Below are 24603 nucleotides of genomic sequence, written 5' to 3'. Positions count from 1 at the left end.
GCGGGGCGGCCCGTTCCGCCGGCAAATCCCCTGCCTGGGTTTCCGCGGCGTTCCGGCGGGCACGGGATCGCGCCATGCTCCCCGGGGAGGCTGTTGTGAACCGTTCGGAAGCACGATCCCCATGAACGACATCATCGCCAGCCTTGTTGCCGCTGGCTGCGTGTTCGCGGGGGGCGTTGTCGGCCTGCAGCTCCACCGGGTGCTTCCGAGCCATCACCTGACAAAGGAAACGCTCGACGTCATCAGGATCGGCATGGGCATGATCTCGGTGCTGACCTCCCTGGTTTTCGGTCTTCTGATCGCAACCGCGAAATCCGCGTCGGACTCCGCCGACAGGGAAATGCGCGCCTATGCCGCCGAAACCATCCTGCTTGACCGTACCTTGCAGCGCCATGGAGACGAGGCCGCGGCGTCGCGGGCCCTGCTGCGCCGCTCGACGGAGCGCATCCTGCAGGATCTCTGGCCCGGGAAGGGCGCGCGCTTCGTCGGCATCGACGATGCCTCGGCGGGGGCGCTGCTGGAACAGGTGCAGGATGCAATCCAGGATCTTGCGGCGGGTGATCCCCACCAGGCCTGGATAAGGCAGCAGGCGCTGCAATCGGCCCTGTCCCTGCTTCGCCAGCGCTGGCTTCTGATCGAGCAGGCGGGGCCGACCGTCCGGCCCGTCATTCTGGGCATCGTGATCATCTGGACCGTTGCCATTCTTGTCAGCTTCGGCCTGAACTCGCCGCGCAACGGCACGGTTGTGGCGACTTTCCTGGTGATCGCCCTGGCGATCGGCGCCGCCGTGTTCCTGATCCTGGAAATGGACAGCCAGTTCGCGGGCGTTCTCCGCCTTTCGGAGCAGCCCTTGCTCAGGGCCCTGGCGGAGCTGGAGGGCGGATCGCCCGGCCCGGATGGCTTTCCGCGGCGTTTCGCGCATTGACGCCCCGCCGCGGATGGCGGCGGAACCCTTGTCCGGCACGGCCTCCGGCGAAGGGCCCACATCGGCAAAAGGACAATGATGACGGTCTCCGGCCTGGCCATGCGCGCCGATGGAACCTTCTTCGCGCTGGGTCTTCGCTTCGCCGTTCAGGAGATTGAACCGTGTGGCGGGCGCGGTGCTTTTCACAGGATGGCTTCGGCTCAATCCTTCCGCGTCCCGTCATGGAACAAGGCAGTCCCGGAGCAACGGGGCGGGTGCTCGCGGCCCTGGCAATATCGGCCGGACCTGGCACATCCCGCCCGGGCTGATCGGCGCGCCTTCCACGCCGGACCACAGGACTGTCGCGCGGCGCGGCATCGTCACGACCTTCGCCTTCCCGCTGCTCGGCGGCGCGCTGACCATGCCGCTGCGCCTGCAACGGGCGCAGCGGGAACATCATGCACTCCCTCGCGGGCTGTGGCGGGGCTCGGGCGTCCTCCCATCCCGGCGGGAGGGTGCCGATGCTCGCCCCCGCACAATGCCCGTCGCCGCGCCGAGTTCATCCAGGAGCGCCCGCGCCTCGGCCAGCTCGGGGAGCGTGAAGCCTTCGGTGAACCATTCCTGGACCGGCGCCAGAAGGTCATGGGCCTTGCGGTGCCAGCCGCGGCCGCGCCAAAGCCGCGCCAGGGCAAGGCCGGCGCGCAACTCCCACATCCTGGCCTGTTGCAGGCGCGCCAGCTCGATCGCCCGCAGGAAGCAGGGCTCGGCGTCGCCGCCCGGCAGGGCCAGAAGAAGCTCGCCCCGGGTCCGGTGCAACTCGGCTTCGCAGATCCGCTCGCCGCCGCGCTCCACGAAGGCGAGCGCCTCGTCCAGCAGGGCCAGCCCCCGTTCGGGCCAGCCCGCCCGGCGGTGCAGGTCGGCCAACAGGCCGAGAGCCTGCGGCACAACCGTGCCGGCGCCCCCGGCGCGGTAGGTGGCGAGGGCTTCCTGCATCCGCGCGATCCCTTCCTCCGGACCGCCGCCCGAAAGCATGGCCAGCGCCCAGCTGCGGTAAACGCGCGCCACGTCGCGAAAGGCGGGCGCCTTGGTGCTCAGCGCCTCCAGCTCCTCCGCATGCGCGCGCGTCGCCGCCGGGTCGCGCATCAGGCAATGCAGCGAACATCCGCCGGCCACCAGCGCGGCGGTATGTGACTGGATATGCTGCAGCCGGCGCGCATCGGCCAGCGCCTCCCCGCCCCGCGCCAGGGCCTGGTCGGGGAAGCCGAGGATGAAAAGGGTGTTCGCCAGCCAGGACAACGCCCCGATGCGGGTGTCCATGGGAAAGCTGGTGCCCAGCACGCGGTGCCGCCCAGGGTCGAAAAGATCGAGCACACGCTCAAGATGCCGGCGTGCCGCAACCGGCTGCCCCTTCTTGACCGATGCGTAGCCGATGAGCCGCTCGGCCGACAATTCGGCGGCGGCGTCTTTCTGCGCCAGCGCGAGGCGGAGCATTTCCTCGGCCGCCGCGCAGGCGGTTTCCGGTTCCCCGCGATTGGTGTGGTGGACGGCGAGCCCGGCCAGGACCGGAACAAGCCGCTCCACATCGGCAAGCTGGCGGCAGAGCTGGCGCGCCCGAGCATAGATCCGTCCGGCGGCGGGCGCGGCCTGGCCCTCCACCCAGGTCGTGGCGCTGGCCAGGGGGATCTGCAGCTCAAGCTCCGTGCGGTCGCGCCACTCGTTGCGCGGCAGGCCGTCGAGGAGCCCGAGCGCGGCGGTGAAATGCGCGCGCGCCTCGTGCAGGGAAGAGCGGCTGGCCGAACGCTCGCCCGCGCGCCGGTAAAGCTCGATCGCGGCGCGGGCGTCTCCCGCCTCGGCGCGATGATGCGCCAGGATCTGGGGGTCGCGCTCGGCGGCGTCCGGCCGCAATCGCCCGATGGCCTCGGCCGCGCGGCGGTGCAGGTCGCGCCGGCGCTCGCGCAGCAGGATGCCATAGGCGGCATCCTGCACCAGGGTGTGCTTGAAGGCATAGCGCGCTTCCGGCGGCGTGCCGATGCGGCGCAGCAATCCCGTCGCCTCCAGCTGCGCCAGCCCTTCGGCCAGCTTGGCCGCCGGCAGGCCGGCGACCGCCTCCACCAGGTCATGCGCGAATTCGCGCCCCAGCACGGCGCCGGCCTGCGCGACCTCCCTGACCGAGGCCGAGCGGTCCAGCCGCGCCACCAGGGAGGCCTGCAGGCTGCCCGGCACCGCGAAGGGGGGCAGCGGCCCTTCCAGCACCCAGCGATCCGCTTCCTCGCGCAGCAGGCCGCCTTCCAGCACGGCCCGCCCTACCTCCTCCACGAACAAGGGCACGCCATCCGTCCGCGCCAGGATCTCCGCCTCGACCTCCAGGGGCAGGGCCTTGCCATGCGCGACCCGCCGCAGCAGCGCCAGGTGCTCGGCGCGGGCCAGGCGGTTGATCTGCATCGGCGTGACATGGGACTGGCCGAGCCAGGCCTCGGTGTCGAAATCGGGCCGGTGCGTGATCATCACCAGCATCGGCATCGCCGGCACCTCGGCCACGAGCAGGTTGAGGAACTCGTAGGTGGTCGGGTCGAGCCAGTGCGCGTCCTCCAGCAGCACAAGGAGCGGCTCGCGCGCGGCCAGTCCGCGCAGGCGCCGCAACAGGGCGGTCAGCAGCTTTTCCCGCCGGCGCTGGGGCAGGAGGCCGGGCGAGGGCCACCGGCCCAGCGTCGGCACCGACAACAATTCGGCCACCAGCGCGACATCCTCGGGCGGGGGGTCGAGCGGCAGCAGCAGGGCTTCCAGCTTGGCCAGCCTCGCCTCGGGCGTGTCTGGGGGCGAAAGGCCCGCCGCGCGCTCCAGCCGCGCCACCACGGGTTGCAGCGCGCTGTCCATGTGCTGGGGGGAGCAGTAGAAGGCCATTTCCTGATGCGCCTCGCCGCCGGCCAGCAGGGCTTCCCGCAACGCCGCCGCCAGCCGTGACTTGCCGATCCCGGCCTCGCCGCGCAGCAGGACAACCTGGCCCATGCCGGCGCGGGCCCGGCGCCAGCGGCGCAGCAGCAGCTCAAGCTCCTCGTCGCGACCGACCAGTGGCGCGGCGTTGTCCCGGCGCAGCGCCTCGAAGCGGCTTTCCACCCCGCTTTCGCCGAGCAGGCGGAAGGGCGCGATGTCGCTGCCCAGCCCTTTCAGCGCCAGCGGCTCCAGCGCCTCCCACTCGAACAGCGCCCCGGTGAGGCCACGCGTCACGGAGCAGGCCAGCACGGTGCCGGGTGCCGCGGCGGCCTGCAGGCGCGCCGCGAGATTGGGCGTGGCGCCCACCACGCCGCATTGCCGCGCCGCGGCGTCGCCCAGCATGTCGCCGACAACGACCTCCCCCGTGGCAAGCCCGGCCCGCGCGGTCAGTGTCCCGGCCTCGGGGAATTCAAGCGCGGCAACGGCGCCAACGACGGCGAGCCCGGCGCGCACCGCGCGCTCCACATCGTCCTCCCGCGCCTTCGGCCAGCCGAAATAGGCGAGCACGCCATCGCCCAGGAACTGCGCCACGAAGCCGCCCTGCGCCTCGATCACGGCGGACGCGGCGCGGTGATAGGCCCCCACGGCTTCCCGCAGGTCCTCGGGGTCGAGGCGGGCGGACAGCGCCGTCGAGTTCACCAGGTCGCAGAACAGCACGCTGATCCGCCGCCGCTCGGCCGCCGGGCCGGCGGACAGGGCGGCATCCGGCGGCGGGGCGGCATCGGCCGCCGGCATGGCCGGCGGGGCAGGCGCCGCCGCCTCCCGCCCCGCCTCTCGCCCCGCTGCCGGCCGCAGATCCGCGATGGCTTCAAGGAGCCTGCGGCGATGCCCGACCGAGGAAACGCCGATCTCCCTCAGATCCTCGGCGGTGAGCGAGGGAAGGATGGCCGCGTCGATGTGGTTGTCGCGGAACGCCGCCTCGTATTGCGCGAGGCCGATGGCGCGCAGCCATGCGCCGACGTCGATCATGGCGGGGCCGCGCGCGCCGTGCCGCCGCCTGGAACCAGGCGCCGGAACCGGCGGCCCGGCGCGGCATCCCGCAAGCCGGGCCGGACCGTCAACTCGGCCGGTGGATGGCGCAGCCCGCGAGCCACTGGCTCCTCCCCGTCGCCGGAGCACCGCAATCACGGCTTCAGGAATATAAGCTCCGGGCCGGGCCACCGCTACTGCCGGGAGCGGGGACGTGATGGGCGCCGCGTGGCCTGCTGCGGCTACGGGGCCTGTTGCCCGGGGATCGCCCGGGCTGGCGTTCCCGGCCTGGCCCCTGCCGGCGGCACGACCTCCAGGCCGTCCACAAAGGTCTGGGCCAGCCGGGAAAGCGGCCTCAGCCGCGCCCGCAGAAGGCGGGCGGTGCTGACGATGGCCGGGCGGAAGGGCCGGCTCACCAGGTCATCCGCGCGCGCGCCCATGAAGCCGAAGCCGCTGATCAACCCGACCCCCGCCCCCGCCCGCACCAGGGCGCAGGCGGCCTCGGTGTGCGACACCTCCACGGCGATGCGGAACGGCACATTGGCTTCCGCGAAGGCGCGCGCCAGATGCTCGCCCAGCACGAGGTGCCGGCCGGGGCAGATGATCGGCACATCCGCCAGTTCGGCTGGACCAAGGCTCGGACAGGCGGCCAGGGGATGCGCGGGCGGTAGGATGCAGGCCAGCTCCGTCATGCGCAGGTCGGAAACCAGCAGCGCGTCATGGCCGACCGGGCCGATGATGAAGCCCAGATCGTCCCGGCAGGATGCGACGCGCTGGATGACCTCGTGCGCGCCGAAGGTCTGCAAGGTGACCGAAGCCTCGGGCCGCCGCGCGCGGAACCGCTGGATGGCGCCCGGCAGGACGGAGGCGGCGAGGGCCGGAATGGTGGCGATGGCCAGGATGCCCGCCCGCCCTTCCCGCAATTCCCCCGCCAGGCGCTGGACCTGCTCGATCGCGCTGAAGGCGCCGAGCGTGTCGGGGAACATGATCTGCGCCTCGGCCGTCGGCCGCAGGCGGCGCTTCTCCCGCACGAAGAGCGCGAAGCCGAGGCGCTGTTCCGCCTTTTGCAGCATCCGGGTGACCGCGGGCTGGGAAATGTTCAGGGCCGAGGCCGCCGCCGTGACGCTGCCCAGTTCCATGACCCGGCGGAAGACCTCCATCTCCCGCAGGTCGAAGTTCATAACCACAGGACATGATCTCTGCGCATCTTGGTATTTGCGCACATCGACTGGAGCGCGACAATCTTCCACCCAAAGGCCGGGCCTGCCCTTCCGGGAAGCCGCCAGGGCCTTCTGCAACGGGAAGGAGCCTGCCCTTGAAGGTGGTGGAAATCCGCGGCTACCAGCTCGGCTTCGCGCCGTCCCCCGCGATCGGCAATGCCCGCACGATGATCCGGCGGCGCGACTTCATGCTGCTGGAACTGGTGGCGGATACCGGCGCGCGGGGCTGGGGCGAGGTGTTCTCCTCCCCCGCGGCGGCGGCGGCGCTGGTGCGGACGCGGCTCGGGGGCATGGTGCTGGGCGCCTCGCCGCATCACCATGGCAGGCTTTACGAGGCGATGCTCGGCACGCTGGGCTATGACCGGCGCGGTCCGGGCATGATGGCGATCTCGGCGCTCGACATGGCGCTGCACGACCTCGCCGCGCGGGACCGGGGCATCAGCGTGGCGGAGGCGCTGGGCGGCGCCCTGCGCCGGGACATCCCCGCCTATGCCAGCGCGCCCTTCATCACCGAGGCGGCCGATCCCTACGGGCATTACGCGGCGGAGGTGGATGCCATCCTCCGGCGCGGCTTCCGGGCGGTGAAGCCGCGCGCCGGCGTCTCGCCCCGGGCGGATGGGGCCATGGCCACCGCGATGCGGCGGCAGGCCGGGCCGGATGTCGCCATCATGGTGGACATCAACCAGGGCTACACCGCGCGGGCGGCCATTGAATCCGCGCGGCGCATGGAGGAGGCGGATCTCCTCTGGATCGAGGAGCCCGTGCAGCCGGAGGACATTCCCGGCTATGCCGCCATTTCCGCCGCTGTGCCCACCGCCATCGCGGGCGGGGAGGCCCTGGCCAGCCTGGCGGCCTTCCGCGAGGTATTGTCGGCCGGCGCCATGTCCGTGCTCCAGCCCGATCTCACCGTTTGCGGCGGCTATACGGGCTTTCTCCGCATCGCCTCCCTGGCCGCCGCCTATGACCTGCCGGTGATGCCCCATGTCTTCGGCACCGCGGTGAACATGCGCGCCGCCTTGCAGGCCGCCGCGCTGGTGCCGCCGCGGCGCGGCGGCGGCCCGGCTGCCTATCCGTGGATCGAATACGACGCCTCGGTGAACCCGCTGCTCGATATCGCCGGAGCCTTTCCGCTGCGGCCGGACGGCACGATGGAAGTGCCCGACGCGCCCGGAACCGGGCTGGAGCTGGACCCCGAGCGGCTGGCGCCCTGGATCACCGAGACGTGGCGGTGCGCCGCCTGAAGGACCAGCGGAGGAAACAAGCATGAAGAACCTGACACGGCGCGCCGCCCTGGCCGCCCCATTGGCCGCCCCCTTGGCTGCCCTGGCGCTGGCCGGTGCCACGCGCGGCGCGCGGGCGAACAGCGCGGCCTGGCCGCAACGCCCCGTCACCCTGGTGGTGCCCTTTCCGCCGGGCGGCAGCAACGACGTGGTGGCGCGCCTCCTGGCGCAGCAGATGAGCAACAGCCTCGGCCAGCCCTTCGTGGTGGAGAACCGCCCCGGCGCCAACGGCAATATCGGCGCGGCGCAGGTCGCACGGGCGGCGCCGGATGGCTATACCCTCCTGGTCTCGGGCAATGGCCAGAACGCCATGAATCATGGCCTCTACCGGCAGATGCCCTATGATTCGCGCACGGCCTTCACCCATGTGGCGCAGTTCGCCAGCGTGGCCAATGCGCTGCTGGTCACCCAGGACTTCCCCGCGCGCAGCCTCGCCGATCTGATCCGCATGGCGAAGGAGAAGCCGGGCACGATCAGCTTCGCCAGCCCCGGCAGCGGCTCCTCCGGCCATCTGGCGATGAGCATGCTGACCCGCGCCGCGGGGATCGAGCTGATGCACGTGCCCTACCGGGGCGCGGCGCCGGCGATCACCGACGTCATCGCCGGGCAGGTGCCACTGGTGATGATCAATGTGGACATCCCGCTGCCGCATGTGCGCTCCGGCCGGCTGCGGGTGCTGGCGGTGACGAGCGAAAGCCGCAACGCCCTCTACCCCGATGCGCCCACCGTGGCGGAAAGCGGCTTCCCCGGCTTCTCGGCTTCCGGCTGGATGGGGCTTTCGGCGCCCGCGGGCCTGCCGGCGGACATCGCCGCGAAGCTGGCCGGCGCCGTGGCGGAAGCCCTGCGGGACGGGCAGATCCGCGAGCGCTTCGCGGCCGGCGGCTACATCATCGGGGAACGCGGACCGGAGGATTACGCGCGCTTCATCGATGCCGAGATCACCAAGTGGAGCGGGGTGACGCGGGACCTCGGCGTCACGCTGGATTAGCGCTGGCCGGCGGCCCGGCCATCCCTGGCCCAAGCCGCCACCAGACACCGGTCGCGGCACACCGGATGCGGTGTGCCGCGATCGGCTCAGGCAGGGCTGGGTGGCGGGGGAAGAGCCATGCGCGGCGCGCCGTCCCGCCCCCTCGCGCGGTTCAGACCGCCGCTGTCAGCGGCTCGCCCCCGGCGAAATGGGCCGCCAGGTTGGAAAGAACCAGGTCCCCCATGGCGAGCCGCGTTTCCAGCGTGGCGCTGGCGCGGTGCGGCTGCAGCACGACATGGTCCAGCCCCAGCAGGGCTTCCGGAACCGCGGGCTCGTCCACGAAGACGTCGAGCCCCGCGGCGCCCAGCCGCTTCTCCACCAGTGCCGCGACAAGGGCTGCTTCATCGACGATGCTGCCACGCGCGACATTCACCAGCATGCCCTGCGGCCCGAGCGCATCCAGCACCGCAGCATCGACGATGCCATGCGATTGCAGGCCGCCGGAGGCCGCGATGACCAGGATGTCCGCCCAGCGCGCCAGATCGATCAGCGCCGGCACACGGCGAAAGGAGACGCCGGAAATCTCGGCCACGTCGGTATAGGCGATCTCCATGCCGAATGCTTCCGCCCGGTGCGCGACCGCGCGGCCGATGCGCCCGAGGCCGAGAATGCCGAGCTTGCTGCCGCCGATCTTGCGTCCCAGCGGTAGGCCCTGCCTGGCCCAAAGGCCGGCGCGCACATGGCGGTCGCCCCAGCAGATCTGCCGCGCCGTCGCGAGCAGCAGCGCCATCGCCATGTCCGCCACATCATCGGTCAGCACATCCGGCGTCGTGGTCACGCGGATGCCGTGCACGCGCGCGTAATCGAGATCCACGGCATCCGTGCCGATGCCGTTCACCGCGACGATCTCCAGCGCCGGCAGCGCCTCCATGAGCGCGCGGCCGGCCCCGGCGACGCCGCCGGTGATGATGCCACGGATGCGCGGTCCCATCCCGGCCAGGAAAGCCTCGCGGTTCTCCACCTGGTGCAGCCGGTGCACCGTGAAGGCCTCGTCCAGGCGCCGCTCAAGGGCCGGCATCATCGTGCCGATCAACAACACATCGGGCTTCATCCGCATCTCCTCACCATGATCCGCCCTTGGCCAGGAAGCACCGCCTGGCGGTGGGCCGGTTGTTTCCGGCAGCAGCGAACGGGCCGCGTCGCGCGGTCGCCCGGGGGGCGCGACCCCGGGGGCGCGCGGCCGGGGACGGCCGGCGCATCGCCGCGTGAATGCCAGCACCTGCCTTTGTTCTGGAGCAGCCTGCCAGCGCGGGGCGTTCGCGACCAGCGCCCATGGCGGCGCCGGAAGGGAAATTCCGGTTGCGCCGAACCGATATTGCGCCTTCCGCCCTGCGGCCATGTTGCCATCGCGGCACGAAAAGATAGAGTTCCGCCCGATATGTGCGTGCGCCGGCAGATTTGCTGAAGCCGTGGGCACGGATGCGGACGCCTGACCGAGGGTGCCGCGGCGACATCGCCGCGTGCCGAGGTGGAGGAGGAACGATGTCCGGCAAAAGCCCGCAAGACGTGGCGGCACCGCAAGATTCCGGAACACCGCGGACATGTCGCGGACCAATAAGAACCGCGCGGCGGCGCCGGGATGCCGTCTGAACCACCGCCCGGCGCGATGCGGAGCTGACCGGGCCTGATGATCAAAGGCCGGCACAGCAATCGCCGGCCGCATAAAAGAACAAGGGAGGGTTTGCCATGCGCCGTCGTGATTTCCTGGGGGCCGCTGCCGCCTCCGCCGCCACATTGCCGCTGCCCGCCTTCGCCCAGCCGGAGCGCGCGCGGGTGATGACCTTCATCCCCCATGCAAACCTCGCTTCGCTGGACCCGATCTGGACAACGGCCCTGGTGACCAGCAACCATGGCTACTACGTGTTCGACACGCTGTATGGCGTGGATGGCCGCTTGCGCCCGCATCCGCAGATGGCGGAAGGCCACACCGTTTCGGATGATGGCAGGACCTGGCTCATCCGGCTGCGCGAGGGGCTGCGCTTCCATGACGGCGAGCCCGTGCGCGCGGCGGATTGCGTCGCCAGCCTGCGGCGCTGGGCCGCCCGGGACACCTTCGGCCGGACGCTGGCCGGCGCCGTGGAGGCCTGGGAAAGCGCCGATGACAGGACGCTGCGCATCCGGCTGAAGCGGCCTTTCCCGCTGCTGGTCGACGCGATCGCCAAGCCGGCATCGACCGTGCCGTTCATCATGCCCGAGCGCCTGGCGGCCACCGACCCAAACACCCAGGTGAGCGAGATGGTGGGCTCCGGCCCCTACCGGTTCGTCGCCGGCGAGCACGCTTCCGGCAGCCGCGTCGTTTACGAGAAATTCGCCGGCTACCGGCCGCGCCAGGAAGCGCCCGACTGGACAATGGGTGGCAAGGTCACGCATTTCGACCGCATCGTCTGGCAGATCGTGCCCGACCCCGCGACGGCCGCCGCCGCGCTGCAATCGGGCGAGGTGGACTGGGTGGACCAGGTCCTGCCCGACCTGGTGCCGGTGCTGCGGCGGAACCGCAACATCGCCGTTGGCAACGGCAATCCCGCCGGCCATTTCGCCATCCTGCGCTTCAACCACACGCAGGCGCCGTTCAACAACCAGAAGCTGCGGCAGGTGGTGCTGCGGGCCGTCAACCAGGCGGACTACATGGCGACCGTCACCGCCAATGACGAAGCCGCCTACAAGATCTGCCATTCCTTTTTTCCCTGCGGCACACCTTATGGCACGCCGCCGGCGCCCGATCCGATGGCCACGCGGCCGTCAATGGACGAGTTGCGGCGGCTCGTGCGGGAATCGGGCTATGCGGGCGAGAAGATCGTGATCCTGAGCCCGTCCGACTTCGCGACCGTGGCGCCCTTCGGCCAGGTCACCCACGCCCTTTTCCGCGAACTGGGCCTGAATGCCGAGCTGGTTGAAACCGATTGGGGCGCCCTGATCCAGCGGCGCAACTCCAACCGCGGCCCTGCCGAGAGTGGCGGCTGGAGCGTGTTCCAGATCTGGTGGACCGGCGAAACGCTGGTCAATCCGGCGATGAACGCGATCATGCGCGGCCAGGGCGCCGGCGGATATGCGGGCTGGTACGAAAGCGCGCGGATGGAGGCGCTGAACGAGCGCTGGCTGAATGAAACCACCGAGGCCGGCCGCGCCGCCGTCGCCGCGCAGATGCAGGCCCTCGCCTTCGAGGAGGTCCCCTCCGTCCCGATCGGCCAGTTCTCGATCCACACCGCCTACCGGCGGACGCTGGCCGGCATGGTCGAGGGGCCCGCGCCCTTCCCCTGGGGCGTGCGGCGGGCCTGAGCCGCGCGGGGGCGCCGAACGAACTGCCTTGCGCATGACGAAAACAGGGAGGAAGGCGGTGGCCGGGAACGATCGCGGCGGCAACCTGACGGTCGATGGCGACCGGCTGTGGGACAGCCTGATGCGCATGGCGGAGATCGGCGCCCTGCCGGGTGGCGGGTGCCGCCGGCTGGGACTGACGCCGGAGGACAGCGCCGGCCGGGCGCTGCTGGTCCGCTGGGCGGAGGCGCAGGGCTATGGCATCGGGCGCGATCGCGTCGGCAACCTGTTCATCCGCCGCGCCGGGACGCGGCCGGAGCTTGCGCCGGTGATGATGGGCAGTCACCTCGACACGGTGATGACCGGTGGCCGCTTCGACGGCGTTCTCGGCGTGCTCGGCGGGCTTGAGGTGATGCGCAGCCTCGACGAGGCCGGGATCGCGACGCAGCGCACGCTGGAGCTGGTGGTGTGGACGAATGAGGAGGGCGCCCGTTTCGCGCCGGGCAACACCGGAGCCTTCGCCTTCTCCGGCAAGTATACGCTGGAGCAGGCCCTGGCGCATGCCGACCTGGACGGCACCCGTGTCGGCGATGCGCTCCAGGCTCTGGGCGAGGCCGGCGACGAGCCCGTCGGCAACCGGCCCGTGGACGCCTATTTCGAGCTGCATGTGGAGCAGGGGCCGCATCTCGAACGCGCCGGCGTGCCGGTCGGGGTGGTCACGGGCACCTACACGGTGCGCTATTTCAACCTGACCATCATGGGCGATGCCGCGCATCTGGCCCAGCCGCTGGAGAACCGTCGCGATGCGCTGGTCGGCGCGGCGGAAGCGATCCTGGCGATCCGCCGCGTCGGCGTGTCGCATGGGGAGGATGGGCGCTCCAACGCATCCTGGATCGAGGTCTTCCCGAATGTGCGCGGAACCGTCGCGGCAACGGTGCGGATGTCCTGCGACGTGCGGCACGCCGATCCCGAGGTGACACAGGCCATGGCCGCCGACCTGCATGCGGCGATCGGGGACGCGTCGCGCCGCTCCGGCGTCGCCATGCAGCTGGAGCCCTTCCACCGGTTCGGCCCGATCCTGTTCGATGCCGGGCTGGTGGAACTGCTGCGGGACACCGCGCGCCGGCGCGGCCATGCGTTCCGCGACATCGTCACCGTGGCGGGCCATGACGCCATCGCCCTGGCGCCGGTCCTGCCGACAGCGATGATCTTTGTGCCGAGCGCGGGCGGCCTCAGCCACAATGAGCGCGAACACACCGACCCGGCAGCCTGCGCCGCTGGCGCCGACATGCTGCTGCACGCGGTGCTGGCCCGGGCCGGCCACGCCTGAAACGCGGCGCGGCGGGGCAGGCGCGGCTCCGGAGCGGCAGCGGGCATTCAGGCGGCCAGGTCACCCTGGGCCGCCTCACAGGAGAAAGGGCGCCAATGCGTCCCGCAGCGCGCCTGGTAAAGGTCGCCGGCCCCAAGCTCCACGGCGCGTCCGGCGTCGCCGCCCGTCTTCTGGGTCATCGTGGCGGGCGCGCCGCAGACCGCGCATCGGGCCCGCAGCTTGGTCACGCTGGTGGCCATGGCGCACAGCATGCCGGTGGTCCGGAAGGGGCGGCCCTGCCAGTCCATGTCCAGGCCGCCGGCCGTCACATCGACCCCGGCCAGCAGCAAGGCGCGGATGCCCTCGACCACGTCGCCGTCGAAGCTCGGCGATTCCATGAACTGGATCTCGTCCAGCAGCACCGTCCCGGTTCCGTGCGGGATTTCCGGGGACCCCAGCCCCGGCAGGGTGGCGACCGGCGCCGCCTCCATGCTCAGGCCATCATGGGTCGTCAGGCGCCCGGCGCCGCGCCGGGTGTCGAAGGCGGGCTTGAGGAGGCGGGCGCGCAGGCCCCGCGCCCGGGCGTGGGCCGCCTGTTCGAGCAGAGCAGTGCTTTTGCCCGCGAACATCGGGCCGCAGAAGACCGTCAGCTGTCCGCGGGCCATCACCGGGCCTCCCGGGATGCGGGATGCCGGACCGGGCAGGGGCGAAGGGCGCTCATGCCGCCGCTGTAGCGCCGGGCGGGGCGGGCGTCACGCCGCGATGGCCGCACCCGCCCGCTACCGGCCCGCCGTGGCCAGGGCCGCGCCGATCCCGATGAAGGTGCCGCCCGCCGCGCGGTTGAAGACCCGCCCATGGCGCCCCAGCCAGGGCGAGATCCGCCCGGCGAGCCCGGCCAGCAGCAATTCATAGGCGATCTCCACCGCGACGAAGGTGCCGCCCAGGAACAGGAGCTGCACCGCGAAGCTGTCCCCGGGCACCATGAACTGCGGCAGGAAGGCGGCAAAGAAAAGCAGCGCCTTGGGGTTCGACACCGCGACCAGGAAGCCATCCCCGAACAGCCGCAGCGGCCGCGCCGCGCGCCCTCCGGGCAGCCCGGAAGCCTGGGCCGCCACCACAACCGGGGCGGGCGAGCGCCACAACCGCACGCCGAGATACACGAGGTAGGCGGCGCCCGCCCACTTCGCCGCCGTGAAGGCCGTTCCCGACGCCGCGAGCAGCGCCCCCAGCCCGGCCAGCGAGGCCGCGATCAGGAACAGAAAGCCGACAGCGCCGCCAAGCACCGTCCAGGCGGCCGGGCGAAGGCCGAAGCGTGCGCCATGCGTCAGGGCAAGCAGCCCGTTCGGCCCTGGCGTGAGCGACAATCCGAGGGCCGCGGCGAGGTAAACCAGCCAAAGTTCCAGGCTCATCATGCACCTTTCCGGCTGCGCCGAGCATGGCACGCCCTGGGCCGGCGCTCCACACATCATCGGCGGCCACGGTGCGCCGTGCGCAGCTTGCCAACCTTGCCTTGGCCCCGCGACAGCCCCCGATACCCCCTCGCGATGCTCAGGCGGCCCTGTGGGCCCGTGGCCTGGAGGCGAACTCCCGGTGCAGCACCCGGTTCTTGCCGGCGAACTTCGCCCCGTACATCAGCTCGTCGGCCGCCGACAGGGCTTCCTCCACATCGGCCGGCGCGTCGCGGAAGGACACGGCGCCGACCGAGGCCGTCACTGGCCATCCATGGCGTTCCATCTCGGCCTCCACCTGCTGGCGGATGCGGCCGGCGGCGGGGGCGGCGTCCTGGCCGGCCAGCAGCACCGCGAACTCGTCGCCCCCGAGCCGCGCCGCCATGTCGGAATGCCGGGCGCAGTCCGACAGCGTGGCCGCCACCTGGCGCAGGACCTCGTCCCCCGTGGCGTGGCCATGAAGGTCATTGATCCGCTTGAAGCCGTCCAGGTCCAGGTAGACCAGCGAGAACGGAGGGCCATCGCGCTGCTGGAGCGCGATGGCGCGGTGCAGCGCGTTCAACAGGGCCGGGCGGTTGGCGATGCCGGTCAAGGTATCCGTCAGGGCTGCCTGCCGGACCTTGTGCATGGTGCGGCGCAGCTCCAGGGTGGTCACCACCGTTCCCGCCAGGTAGCGGAGCGCCTCCTGCTGCGTTTCGTTCAGCCGCCGCGGCACGCGGTCGATGACGCAAAGCGTTCCCAGCGCGATGCCTTCCGCATTGACCAGCGGAACGCCGGCATAGAAGCGGAGCCCGATCTCGGCGATCAGGGGATTGTCCCTGAAGCGCGGGTCGAGCGTGGCATCCGGCACCATCAGCACCTCGCCGGGATGCAGGATGGCGTGGGCACAGAACGACACCTCGCGGGGTGTTTCATCCACATCCAGCCCTTGCCGCCCCTTGAAGCATTGCCGGTCGGCATCCACCAGGGAAACCAGGGCAATGGGACATTCGGACAGAATGACCGCCAGCTTGGCGATATCGTTGAAGCTGGCTTCGCAGGCTGTATCCAGCACGTCATAGGAGCGCAGCACGATGAGGCGCTCGACCTCATTCGGCGGGAGCGATGCAGGTGGCATTGAAAATCCCGGCGGGAAATCAGGGCAAGAGCCGCGGCACCCTATAGCATCCCCAGGTTGCTCCAATAACATATTTTTTCGATCTGGGCGCGCAATGTTCCGGCCGCGCGCCTTTCCCGCCGCGACGTCGCGGCGGGAAAGGCATGGGCCTTCCGGGGGGCTTCCCCTGACGGTCAGCCCCGCAGATTGAGGATCTGCCGCGCTTCCGCCGGGGTGGCGGGCTCCGTGCCGAGGGCCCGCATCAGATGAACGGCCTTGTCGACCAGGGCGGCGTTGTTGGGCGCCAAGACGCCGCGCTCCAGATACAGATTGTCCTCCAGGCCGACGCGGACATGCCCGCCCAGCAGCAGTGCCTGCGCCAGCATCGGGTATTCCTGCGCCGAGATGCCGAAGGCCGCCCAGGCGGCATCGGCCGGCAGCAGGCTGCGCATATGCATCATGGAAGCCGGCGTCGAGATCGCGCCGTAGCGGATGCCGAGGACGATCTGGAACAGGGCGGGAGATTTCAGCACCCCTTCCCGGATCAGGTGGTTCGCCAGCTGGATGTCGCCCGTGTCGAACACCTCCAGCTCCGGCAGCACGCCGATCTCCTGCACAGCGCGGGCCATTTCCGCCACATGGGCGGGAATGTTGATCGCCGCGCGCGTGTTGAACCACATGGTGTTCAGGTCGAGCGTGCAGATCTCGGGCTTCAGTTCCAGCACATGGCGGATGCGCTCGGCGGGCGGGCACAGCGTGGTGCCGGGGCCGGCGATGGCGGGGTTCTCGGCACCCGGGGAAAAGCTGGCGCCGGGGCCGGTGGTCAGGTTGAGCACCACATCGACGCCGCTGCCGCGGATGCGGTCCACAAGCTCGCGATACAGTTCCAGCTTCATGCTCGGCGCGCCGGTTTCCGGGTCACGCACATGGAGGTGGACGATGGCCGCACCGGCGCGGGCGGCATCGATGGCCTGCTCGGCGATCTGCCGGGGCGTGACCGGGACGTTGACATGCCGGTCCGTCATTGGCGCGCTGCCGGTGACGGCGCAGGTCAGGATAACTTTCTTCATGGGGCTTCCCGCAGGATTCGCGTTGGCGAGGGCAGGGGAAGGAACATTTTCCCTCCCCATGCCCCGCATCGGTTGTGTCAGATGAAGGTCAGCAGCCGGCGCGGCGTTTCGACCATGATCTTGTTCAGCTCCGCCTCGGTGAAGCCGCGGCGGCGGGCGAGGGGCAGCACCTTCTTGTAGATATGCGCATAGCCCCAGCCGCCGAATTCCGTCATGTGCGCGGTGTGGCAGATGTCCTGGCTGATCACGATCTGGTCGCCATGCCCGCGCTCGATGAGCTTGCGGATGTCGCGCAGCCGCTGCGCGTCATTCGGCATGTCGATGTCGATATTGGGGGCGTAGTAGCAGCTTTCCTGCCCGAACAGGTCCCATTCCAGCACCACGCCCGCATCGGCCAGCCGGAACAGCCGGTCATCGTCGAAGATGGTGCGGTCGATATGGTCGATGATGGTGCGGGACAGGTCGGCGCCATGCGCGCGCAGGAACTCCACCAGCATCCAGGGATGGTCCTGGTGCCGCGCCGGGTGGATGGTCAGCGCCGCGCCGGTTTCCTGCTGCGCCAGGCAGGCGGCGTGCAGCATCTTTTTCTCGAGGTCCGTCCAGGGCCACTGGCAGCCGATCTCGCCCAACAGCCCGGCGCGCACATCCGTGCCCCAGGCGCCGAGCTGGATCTGATCCACCATCTCCTGCGCCAGCTCCTCCAGGCTCCGGTTTGCATTGGCCGGGTCCTGGTAGTCATGCACGTAATGGCCGGAGCCCATCACGATCTGCGCGCCGCTGTCGCGCGAAACCTGCGCCAGGCCGTTGGGGTCGGGCATCAGGCCGCCGATGGTCAGCTCCACGATGGTGCGGCCGCCCTTCTGCACCACCTCGGCGGCGGCGCGGGTGGCGACGCCGACATCGAGCTGCGTGGTGTTGCTTTCGACCTTGATCTCGGAGGTCGCCAGATTCCACCATTGCTGCAGGTCCAGCTCGGAGGGCGGCGGCGGGTTGCTCCGCTGCGGCGGCGGCGTGATGTTCCAGATCAGGTGCTCATGCATCAGGGTGGAGCCCAGCTCGGCCGGGTCGATCAGGCCCAGCACCGTCTGCGCCTTGCCCCGCATCTGGTCGCGCGTCAGCCTCGTCATGTCGGTTTCCCTTGCTTTATGGCGTGTTGTTGGTCGGCTCAGGCGCGGCGCACATTCCAGGGATAGGGCGCCGCGCCCTGGAGGAACCCGGTAAGGTTGGCACGATAGGCCGTCCGCATGAAGAACTGGCCGAGGGGCACGATCGGGGCTTCCTTGAAGGATTCGACCTGGATCTTCTCGGCGATGGCGGCGCGTGACGCATCATCCGGCGCATCCAGCCATTCCGCCGCCAGCGCCTCGACCCGCGCATTCTCGTACCAGCCGAACCAGCCGCGCTCGCCCTGGCCGCGCAGGGTGGGATTGACCGCGGGGGTGTAGACGGTCAGGGATGGCCACCAGGTGTGGAAGATGCTCCAGCCGCCCTGATCCACCGGCGCCCGGCTGCCACGCCGCTGCACGACGGAGCCCCAGTCGGTTTCCACCAGCTCCACATTCATGCCGAGGCGCTTCAGCAGATCCGCCGTCACCAGGCCGAAGGGCGACATGCTCGGCATGTCGGACGGGTTGATGATGACGACGCGCTCGCCATTGTAGCCGGCGTCGTTCAGCATCTTCCGGGCGCGCTCCAGGTCGCGCTTGCCCTTCAGCGGTTCCGCGCCCGTCTCGTTGGCATAGGGCGTGCCGCAGGGCCAGACGGAATAACAGGTGCGGAACAGCTCCTCCTCATTGGCCGTCACCGCGCGCATGTAGTCTTCCTGGCTGGCGGCGTGGAGGATGGCGTGGCGGATGGCCGCCTTGTTGAAGGGCGCGTGCAGGCAGTTGAAGCGCAGCGTGCCGATATAGCCGGCGGGATCGTTGACCGCGATCTTCACGTCGCGGTTCCTTTGCAGCACCGGAGCGAGATCGGGATGGATCTGGTCCCACCAATCGACCTCGCCGGTCTGCAGGGCGCCGGCGGCGGTCGCGGCATCCGGGATGATGTGCCATTCGATGCGGTCGAAATGCGCCACCTTTCCGCCGGCGGTCCGCTCCGCCGCTTCCTGCCGGGGCACGTAGGCGGCGAACTTGGCATAAGCGGCGCGGCTGCCGGACACGTATTCATCGGCCAGGAAGCGGTACGGGCCGGACCCCACCATCTCGGTGACCTGCTTGAACGGGTCGGTCGCGGCGAGCCGTTCCGGCATCATGAACGGCGTGTGGGAGGAGGTCTTGGCCAGGGCGGCCAGCATCAGGGGGAAGGGCTTGTTCAGGCGGATGCGGATGGTGCGGTCATCCGCCGCCCCCCATTCCTCGACGCGCGCGGCGAGGGACTGGCCGAAGGTGTCCCGCTTGCTCCACCGCGCCAGGCTGGCGGCGCAGTCGCGCGCCAGCACCTTCTCGCCATCATGCCAGCGAAGGCCCTCACGCAGGCGGATCTGCCAGACCAGCCCGTCATCCGAGACGGTATGCCCCTCGGCCATCTGCGGCTGCACGCGCAGGTCGTTGTCCAGGCCGTAGAGCGTGTCGAAGACATAATAGCCATGGTTGCTGGTGACCGCCGCCGTGGTCCAGATCGGGTCCAGCGACGTCAGGTTAGCCTGCGGCACGAAGCGCATGACCCTGGCATCGGCCGCGCGCGCGCGCATGGGCGGGGCAGCCGCGGCGGCGACCAAGCCGGCCGATGTGGCGATGAAACGACGGCGATGCATCTGCAGTCTCCAGTTCCTGGATTGTTGTGCCGCGGCCGGTTCCCCGCCGCTCGCGCGGGGCCGCGCCACGCTTTCTTGGTCTTCCCCGGGGTCATCCGCGCCCGCGCCGGGCGTGATGCCGGGGCGGGCGCGGATCAGGCCTTCAGCCCGGCCGTCATGAGGAGCGGCGCGGCTCGTTCCATGATCCCGGCACCCGCATCGGCGAAGCGGCCCCTGGCCTCTCCGCCGGGATGGCCGGCGCCGAAGCGCGGGCGGGAACAGGTGGGGGTGCCATGCGTTCTACCTCGCGGTATGTGTCGGCAGTCGGAAAGCTATCGACATCTAAATTCTAAATGAAATGTGATCACAAAAATACTGGCATGACAATGACGATGACACCGGAAGCGCTGCCTTTTGCCGACCTTCCCCTGGAGGAGCAGGCTTACCGCCGGCTGCGGCAGGCCCTGGTGGCCGGGGTGTTCGCGCCCGGCGACAAGCTTTCCATCCGCCGCATCGCCGAGGCGCTGGGCACCAGCCCGATGCCGGCGCGCACCGCGCTGCGCCGGCTGGCGATCGAGCAGGCGGTGGATGTGCTGCCCTCCGGCACCGCCATCGTGCCGCGCCTGACGCGCCCGGCCTTTCTGGAGCTCAGCACCATCCGCGCGACGCTGGAGCCGCTGGCCACCCGCCTGGCGGCGCCGCGGCTCGATGCCGCCACCCTGCGGACGCTGGAAGGGCTGCTGGCCGAGCATGACGCCGCGCGGGCCGCGGGCAAGCCGGAGCAGCTTCTGCGGGTGGACCGGGAATTCCTGTTCACCCTGTACCGGCAGGCCGATGCGCCGATGCTGCTCGGCATGATCGAGGCGCTGTGGCTGCGGCGCGGCCCCCTGTTCTGGGAAGCCCGCTGGGTGCTGATGAGCCAGCCCGGGGACAAGGCGCATCGCCACGGCCCGCTGCTGGAAGCGCTGCGCAAGGGCGACGCCGCCGTCGCCGCCCGCGAGCTGGAGGCCGAGATCAACGACGCGACGCGCGTGCTGCTTCGGGAGATGCGGTTCCAGGGCGACCCGCCCGCGAACATCCTGCCCAGCCTCGGCAAGGCACCGCGAGCGCGGGCCAAGCTGACGTTGGGCTGAGGGGCCCACGGCGCTGCCATCCCGTATCCCGCGCGGTCGGGCTCCGCTCCGCGGCGTCCCGATCCCGAACGGGGACGCTAAAGCAGATCCCGATCAGGCGGGATCGCCTGATCGGGTGAAGATGCTCTAGGCCGCGCGCCGGTCCAGCCAGTCCCGGAAGCGGTACCAGTTCCCCACCATGGGAAGCATCCAGGGATGCCCGGTGTAGAGGGGACGGGTGGGGAAGTCCCGCCCGTCGAACACCGGCATGCGGTTGCTTTTCCCGAGCAGCTTCTTCCCGAGCTCCGCCCCCAGATAGGACAGCATCGCGACGCCCGCGCCGTTGCAGGCCATGGCGTAGTGCAGGCCCTTCGGCGTCACGCCCATATGCGGCAGGTAGTCGAAGGCGAAGGCCACATTGCCGGTCCAGGCATGGGTGATGCGCGTGCCCTTCAGCTGCGGCCAGCGCGCCAGCATCATCTCGTGCAGGATCGGCGCCGAAACCTCGGGCGTGACCTGGGTGAAGCGGGCGCGGCCGCCGAAGACCACCCGCCGGTTGTCGTGGGAAAGCCGGTAATAGCAAAGGATGCGGCGGCTGTCGGCCAGGGTGCGGGCCTTGGGGATCAGGCTGCGCGCCAGCTCCGGGTCGATCTCCTCCGTGGCGATGATGTGGGAGGCGACGGGGATCAGGCGGCGGCGCAGATCCGGCGTCAGGGACCCGGTATAGCCATTGGTGGCGATCACCACCTCCCGCGCCAGGATCGGCCCGCGCGAGGTTTCCACCCGCCAGCCTTCCCCGACGCGGGTCAGCGCGCCCGCCTTGGTGCGCCCGAGCAGCGTCGCGCCATGGCGCCGCGCCGCCTGCATGAGACCACGGTGATACAGCGCCGGATGGATCTTTCCCGTCCGATTCACCACCATGCCGCCGTAGTAATAGTCGGAGGCGATCTCCTCCCTTTGCCGCTCGCGCGGCAGCATGGAGGCATCGGCATCCGCGAATTCGTTCAGGGCGTCGATCTTCGCGGCCATACCGTCATAATGCTTCGGCGTCCAGGCGCCCACGAAGCGGCCGGTGCGCTCGTAATGGCAGTTGATCCCTTCGCGCTGGACCAGGGCCTCGATATGCGCGAGCCCTTCCGAGGCATCGCCCATGATGGCGCGCAGCCAGTCCCGCATTTCCTCCGGGCTTTGCCGGCCCTTCGCCCCTGACAGCCCCTTGCCGACATTGTTGCCGCCCGAAACGCCGCCGCCATTGCGGGTCGAGGCGCCATAGCCGAGCGGCTCGGCATCCAGCACCACGGCATGGGCGCCGCCACGGCCGAGTTCGATCGCGCAGTTCAGCCCGGTCAGCCCCCCGCCGACGATGACGATGTCGGCCTTGGCGGGAAGCTCTGCCGGAGGATCGTCCCCGCCCATGTCGATCGCTTCCCACCAGAAGGGGCGGGCCTTGAACTCGGGATGGAAGATGGATGTGTCCATGGCTTACCTCAGCGCGTGATGGTCGTGGTGAGCGCGCCACGGCCGAACAAGGTGGTCAGGCCCAGCGCGACGCTGACCAGCAGGATCTGGAGAACCGACACCGCGGCGATGGTCGGGTCGATCTCCATCAGGATGTTGTCGAACATCTTCTTCGGCAGCGTCATCGACGTGCCGGACAGGAACATCGCCAGCACCAGCTCGTCGAAGGAGCTGATGAAGGACAGGAAGGCGGCCGAAACCAGGCTGGGGCGCAGCTGCGGCAGGGTGACGCGCCAGATGATCCAGGGCCAGGAGGCCCCCAGCCCCGCCGCGGCCTGTTCCTGCGCCTCGTCGAAGCTGCGCAGGCTGGCGCTGACCAGGATGACAACGAAGGGCAGCGCCAGCACGGTGTGGGCGATGGCGACGCCATACCATTCCCCGATCAGCTGCAGGCGCGAGAACACGCCGTAAAGCGCGATGGAGATGATGATGGTCGGCACGATGATGGGCGCCGCCGTCAGCCGGTCCAGCAGGCGGATGCCGGGGAGGCGGGAACGGACCAGGAAGAAGGACAGCGGCACGCCCAGCCCCATGGCGAGCACGGTGCAGAGCGTGGCCGCCTGCACGCTGCGGATCGTCGCCTCGATCCAGCTCGGGTCGTCCAGGTAGCGCTGGTACCATTGCAAGGAATAGCCGGGCGGCGGGAACTGGAGGTAGGAGGCCGATGAAAAGGAGATCGGGAACACCACCAGGAGCGGCAGCAGCAGAAAGGCGAAAACCGCCGCCGCGAAGATCCCGAGCAACAGCTTCCCGGTGGAGCGCTGCTGGGAGCGCTGTTTACTGCGTCGCAAGGCGGGCTCCCCGGGTCAGGCGGCCGATCAGGGCATAGATGGCCAGGGTGGCGAGAAGGAGCAGGGTGGAAAGGGCCGCCGCGAAGGGCCAGTCCAGGAATTCCCGCACCTGCTGCTCGATGAGCATGGACACCATCACCACATGCCCGCCGCCCAGCAGGGCCGGCGTGATGAAGAAGCCGAGGGACAGCACGAAGACCAGCGCGCAGCCCGCGGAAACGCCGGGCAGGGAGAGCGGCAGGGTGATGCGCAGGAAGGAGCGCCAGGCCGGCGCGCCGAGGCCCTCCGCGGCGCGCGGCAGATCGGGGTCGATGCGCAGCAGCGAGGCATAGATCGGCAGCACCATGTAGGGCAGCAGCACATGCACCATGCCGATCAGCACGCCGGCGGTATTGTGCAGCAACGGCAGCGGCGCCTCGATCCAGCCCCAGTCGCGCAGGGTGCGGTTGATCACGCCATTGCGGCCGAGCAGCACGAGCCAGGCATAGGTGCGGACCAGCACGCTGGTCCAGAAGGGCAGCAGCAGCGCGAACATGCCGAGCGCCAGGCCGACGCGGCCCGCGCGCGAAAGCCAGAGCGCGACCGGATAGGCCAGCACCAGGCAGATCCCCATCACCATCAGGGCGATCTTCATGCTGTCGAGCAGGACGCTGACATAAAGCCCGTCCAGCGCCGCCTTCTCGAAATGCGCCAGCGTGCCGCCTTCCACCGACATGGAAAGAAGGCGCAGCACCGGCCAGGCGAAGATGGCGCCCAGCAGCAGCAGCGCGGGCACGGCCAGGAGCAGGAGGCCCCTTTCGCGCCGCCGCGCGATGACCTCGCGGTTATGTCCGGGGGACGACATGCACATCCTCCGCGGAGAAGCCGACCGTCACGCTGTCGCCCTCGGCGGGCGGCGGCGGCGCCGAGGGGCGCAGCGGAATGCGGGCGAGAACCACCGGCCCACCCTCCAGGCGCAGGCGGAGCTTGGCTGAAAGGCCCAGGAACACCGTGTCGATGACGGTGCCCCGCGCCCGGCAGGGCAGGGCCTCCACCTCCTCGCCGAGGCGCAGCGCCTCGGGCCGGAGCAGGAGGGTGACCGGCCCGTCCGGCTGGGTGGAAGGCAGCGGAACCCGGCCAAAGCCGGGAAGCTCGGCGCCGCCGCCCTTCGCGGTGCCTTCCAGGAGATTGGACTCGCCCAGGAAGTCCGCCACGAAGCGGGTCGCCGGCCGGGCATAAAGATCGCCTGGAAAGCCGACCTGCTCGATGCGCCCCTTGTCCATCACCGCGATGCGGTCGGACATGATCAGGGCTTCCTCCTGGTCATGCGTGATGAAGATGGTGGTCAGGCGCAGGTTGCGTTGCAGGCGCCGGACCTCGAGCTGCAGCGATTCACGCAGCTTGCGGTCCAGCGCGCCGAAGGGCTCGTCCAGCAGAAGGAGGCGCGGGCCGAACACCACGGCGCGCGCCAGCGCCACGCGCTGCTGCTGCCCGCCGGAAAGCTGGCGCGGCAGGCGCTGGCCGAAGGCCTGCAGCTCCACCAGCCGCAGCGCCTCCTCCACCCGGCGGGTGATCTCCTCGCGCGGGCGGCGGCGCATCTCCAGCGGAAAGGCGATGTTCTGCGCCACGGTCATGTGGGGAAACAGCGCGTAGTTCTGGAACACCATCCCGACATCGCGCCGGCGGGGCGGTGCCAGTGTGACATCCTCCCCGCCCACCAGGACCGTGCCTTCATCGGGGATCTCGAACCCGGCGATGGTTTTCAGAAGGGTTGTCTTGCCTGAGCCCGAGGGCCCGAGAATGGTCAGGAACTCGCCCTCGGCGACGTCGAGATCGACGCCGCCGAGAGCCGCCACGGGGCCGAAACGCCGCACGATCCCTTGAACGGAAAGCTGCACCT

Annotated in this window: 19 protein-coding genes; 6 read left to right on the top strand and 13 right to left on the bottom strand. The window is 70.3% G+C overall.

Going from position 1 to position 24603, the window contains the following annotated elements; genetic code table 11:
- Positions 1–121: 121 nt before the first annotated feature.
- Positions 122–925: a bestrophin-like domain gene (locus F0Q34_RS12200; protein ID WP_149812501.1), complete on the top strand. Its 804-nt coding sequence runs from the start codon at positions 122–124 to the stop codon at positions 923–925.
- Between the two features lie 435 nt (positions 926–1360).
- On the opposite strand, the gene F0Q34_RS12195 is transcribed toward F0Q34_RS12200, so the two are convergent.
- Together F0Q34_RS12195 and F0Q34_RS12190 are read right to left on the bottom strand one after the other, a co-directional pair.
- On the bottom strand, positions 1361–4864 hold the full coding sequence (locus F0Q34_RS12195) for an ATP-binding protein (protein WP_149812500.1): 3504 nt from the start codon (positions 4862–4864) through the stop codon (positions 1361–1363).
- Between the two features lie 242 nt (positions 4865–5106).
- Positions 5107–6045: a LysR family transcriptional regulator gene (locus tag F0Q34_RS12190; RefSeq protein WP_149812499.1), complete on the bottom strand. Its 939-nt coding sequence runs from the start codon at positions 6043–6045 to the stop codon at positions 5107–5109.
- A 140-nt stretch (positions 6046–6185) separates the two neighbouring features.
- On the opposite strand from F0Q34_RS12190, the gene F0Q34_RS12185 reads away from it, so the two are divergent.
- Positions 6186–7325: a mandelate racemase/muconate lactonizing enzyme family protein gene (locus F0Q34_RS12185; protein WP_241665468.1), complete on the top strand. Its 1140-nt coding sequence runs from the start codon at positions 6186–6188 to the stop codon at positions 7323–7325.
- Between the two features lie 22 nt (positions 7326–7347).
- Positions 7348–8352: a Bug family tripartite tricarboxylate transporter substrate binding protein gene (locus F0Q34_RS12180; protein ID WP_149812497.1), complete on the top strand. Its 1005-nt coding sequence runs from the start codon at positions 7348–7350 to the stop codon at positions 8350–8352.
- A 151-nt stretch (positions 8353–8503) separates the two neighbouring features.
- Here F0Q34_RS12180 and F0Q34_RS12175 read toward each other — a convergent pair whose 3' ends face one another.
- Complete coding sequence (locus F0Q34_RS12175) at positions 8504–9442, bottom strand: 2-hydroxyacid dehydrogenase (RefSeq protein WP_149812496.1); 939 nt, start codon at positions 9440–9442, stop codon at positions 8504–8506.
- Between the two features lie 635 nt (positions 9443–10077).
- Here F0Q34_RS12175 and F0Q34_RS12170 point away from each other — a divergent pair.
- Both F0Q34_RS12170 and F0Q34_RS12165 read left to right on the top strand, forming a co-directional pair.
- Positions 10078–11667 (top strand): ABC transporter substrate-binding protein, encoded by a 1590-nt coding sequence (locus tag F0Q34_RS12170; RefSeq protein WP_149812495.1) that lies wholly within the window; start codon positions 10078–10080, stop codon positions 11665–11667.
- Between the two features lie 58 nt (positions 11668–11725).
- Positions 11726–12976: an allantoate amidohydrolase gene (locus F0Q34_RS12165; protein WP_161600855.1), complete on the top strand. Its 1251-nt coding sequence runs from the start codon at positions 11726–11728 to the stop codon at positions 12974–12976.
- A gap of 47 nt (positions 12977–13023) precedes the next feature.
- On the opposite strand, the gene F0Q34_RS12160 is transcribed toward F0Q34_RS12165, so the two are convergent.
- The 6 genes from F0Q34_RS12160 to F0Q34_RS12135 form a co-directional block, all read right to left on the bottom strand.
- Complete coding sequence (locus F0Q34_RS12160; protein ID WP_149812493.1) at positions 13024–13620, bottom strand: thymidine kinase; 597 nt, start codon at positions 13618–13620, stop codon at positions 13024–13026.
- A gap of 114 nt (positions 13621–13734) precedes the next feature.
- Entirely contained in the window at positions 13735–14364 is a 630-nt protein-coding gene (locus F0Q34_RS12155) for a LysE family translocator (RefSeq protein ID WP_149812639.1), read from the bottom strand.
- Positions 14365–14503: 139 nt separating this feature from the next.
- The gene (locus F0Q34_RS22335; protein WP_161600854.1) at positions 14504–15520 is read right to left on the bottom strand and encodes a sensor domain-containing diguanylate cyclase; all 1017 of its coding nucleotides are present in this window, start codon (positions 15518–15520) and stop codon (positions 14504–14506) included.
- A 173-nt stretch (positions 15521–15693) separates the two neighbouring features.
- Positions 15694–16569, bottom strand: coding sequence for a BKACE family enzyme (locus tag F0Q34_RS12145; RefSeq protein WP_149812491.1), 876 nt, complete (start codon positions 16567–16569; stop codon positions 15694–15696).
- 77 nt (positions 16570–16646) lie between these two features.
- On the bottom strand, positions 16647–17696 hold the full coding sequence (locus F0Q34_RS12140; RefSeq protein WP_149812490.1) for a phosphotriesterase family protein: 1050 nt from the start codon (positions 17694–17696) through the stop codon (positions 16647–16649).
- Between the two features lie 38 nt (positions 17697–17734).
- On the bottom strand, positions 17735–19324 hold the full coding sequence (locus F0Q34_RS12135) for an ABC transporter substrate-binding protein (RefSeq protein ID WP_149812489.1): 1590 nt from the start codon (positions 19322–19324) through the stop codon (positions 17735–17737).
- A gap of 359 nt (positions 19325–19683) precedes the next feature.
- On the opposite strand from F0Q34_RS12135, the gene F0Q34_RS12130 reads away from it, so the two are divergent.
- Positions 19684–20436 carry a GntR family transcriptional regulator gene (locus tag F0Q34_RS12130; RefSeq protein ID WP_161600853.1) on the top strand — a complete coding sequence of 251 codons (753 nt, stop codon included), beginning with the start codon at positions 19684–19686 and terminating at the stop codon, positions 20434–20436.
- Between the two features lie 126 nt (positions 20437–20562).
- Here F0Q34_RS12130 and F0Q34_RS12125 read toward each other — a convergent pair whose 3' ends face one another.
- The 4 genes from F0Q34_RS12125 to F0Q34_RS12110 are packed head-to-tail and all read right to left on the bottom strand — an operon-like array spanning position 20563 to position 24601.
- Positions 20563–21894: an NAD(P)/FAD-dependent oxidoreductase gene (locus F0Q34_RS12125; protein ID WP_149812487.1), complete on the bottom strand. Its 1332-nt coding sequence runs from the start codon at positions 21892–21894 to the stop codon at positions 20563–20565.
- 8 nt (positions 21895–21902) lie between these two features.
- Complete coding sequence (locus tag F0Q34_RS12120; RefSeq protein ID WP_149812486.1) at positions 21903–22724, bottom strand: ABC transporter permease; 822 nt, start codon at positions 22722–22724, stop codon at positions 21903–21905.
- Positions 22711–23568, bottom strand: coding sequence for an ABC transporter permease (locus F0Q34_RS12115; protein ID WP_174242042.1), 858 nt, complete (start codon positions 23566–23568; stop codon positions 22711–22713). The genes F0Q34_RS12120 and F0Q34_RS12115 overlap by 14 nt, the downstream gene beginning before the upstream one ends.
- A complete protein-coding gene (locus tag F0Q34_RS12110) occupies positions 23549–24601 on the bottom strand; it encodes an ABC transporter ATP-binding protein (protein ID WP_149812484.1) in 1053 nt (350 codons plus the stop codon). Before F0Q34_RS12110 ends, F0Q34_RS12115 begins: the two co-directional genes overlap by 20 nt.
- Between the last annotated feature and the right edge of the window lie 2 nt (positions 24602–24603).

Origin of the sequence: Teichococcus oryzae (assembly GCF_008386565.1) — a bacterium.
GTDB classification, from domain to species: Bacteria; Pseudomonadota; Alphaproteobacteria; order Acetobacterales; family Acetobacteraceae; genus Pseudoroseomonas; species Pseudoroseomonas oryzae.
The sequence above is the reverse complement of the archived record's forward strand: the minus strand, read 5'-3'. Positions and strand labels throughout refer to the sequence as shown.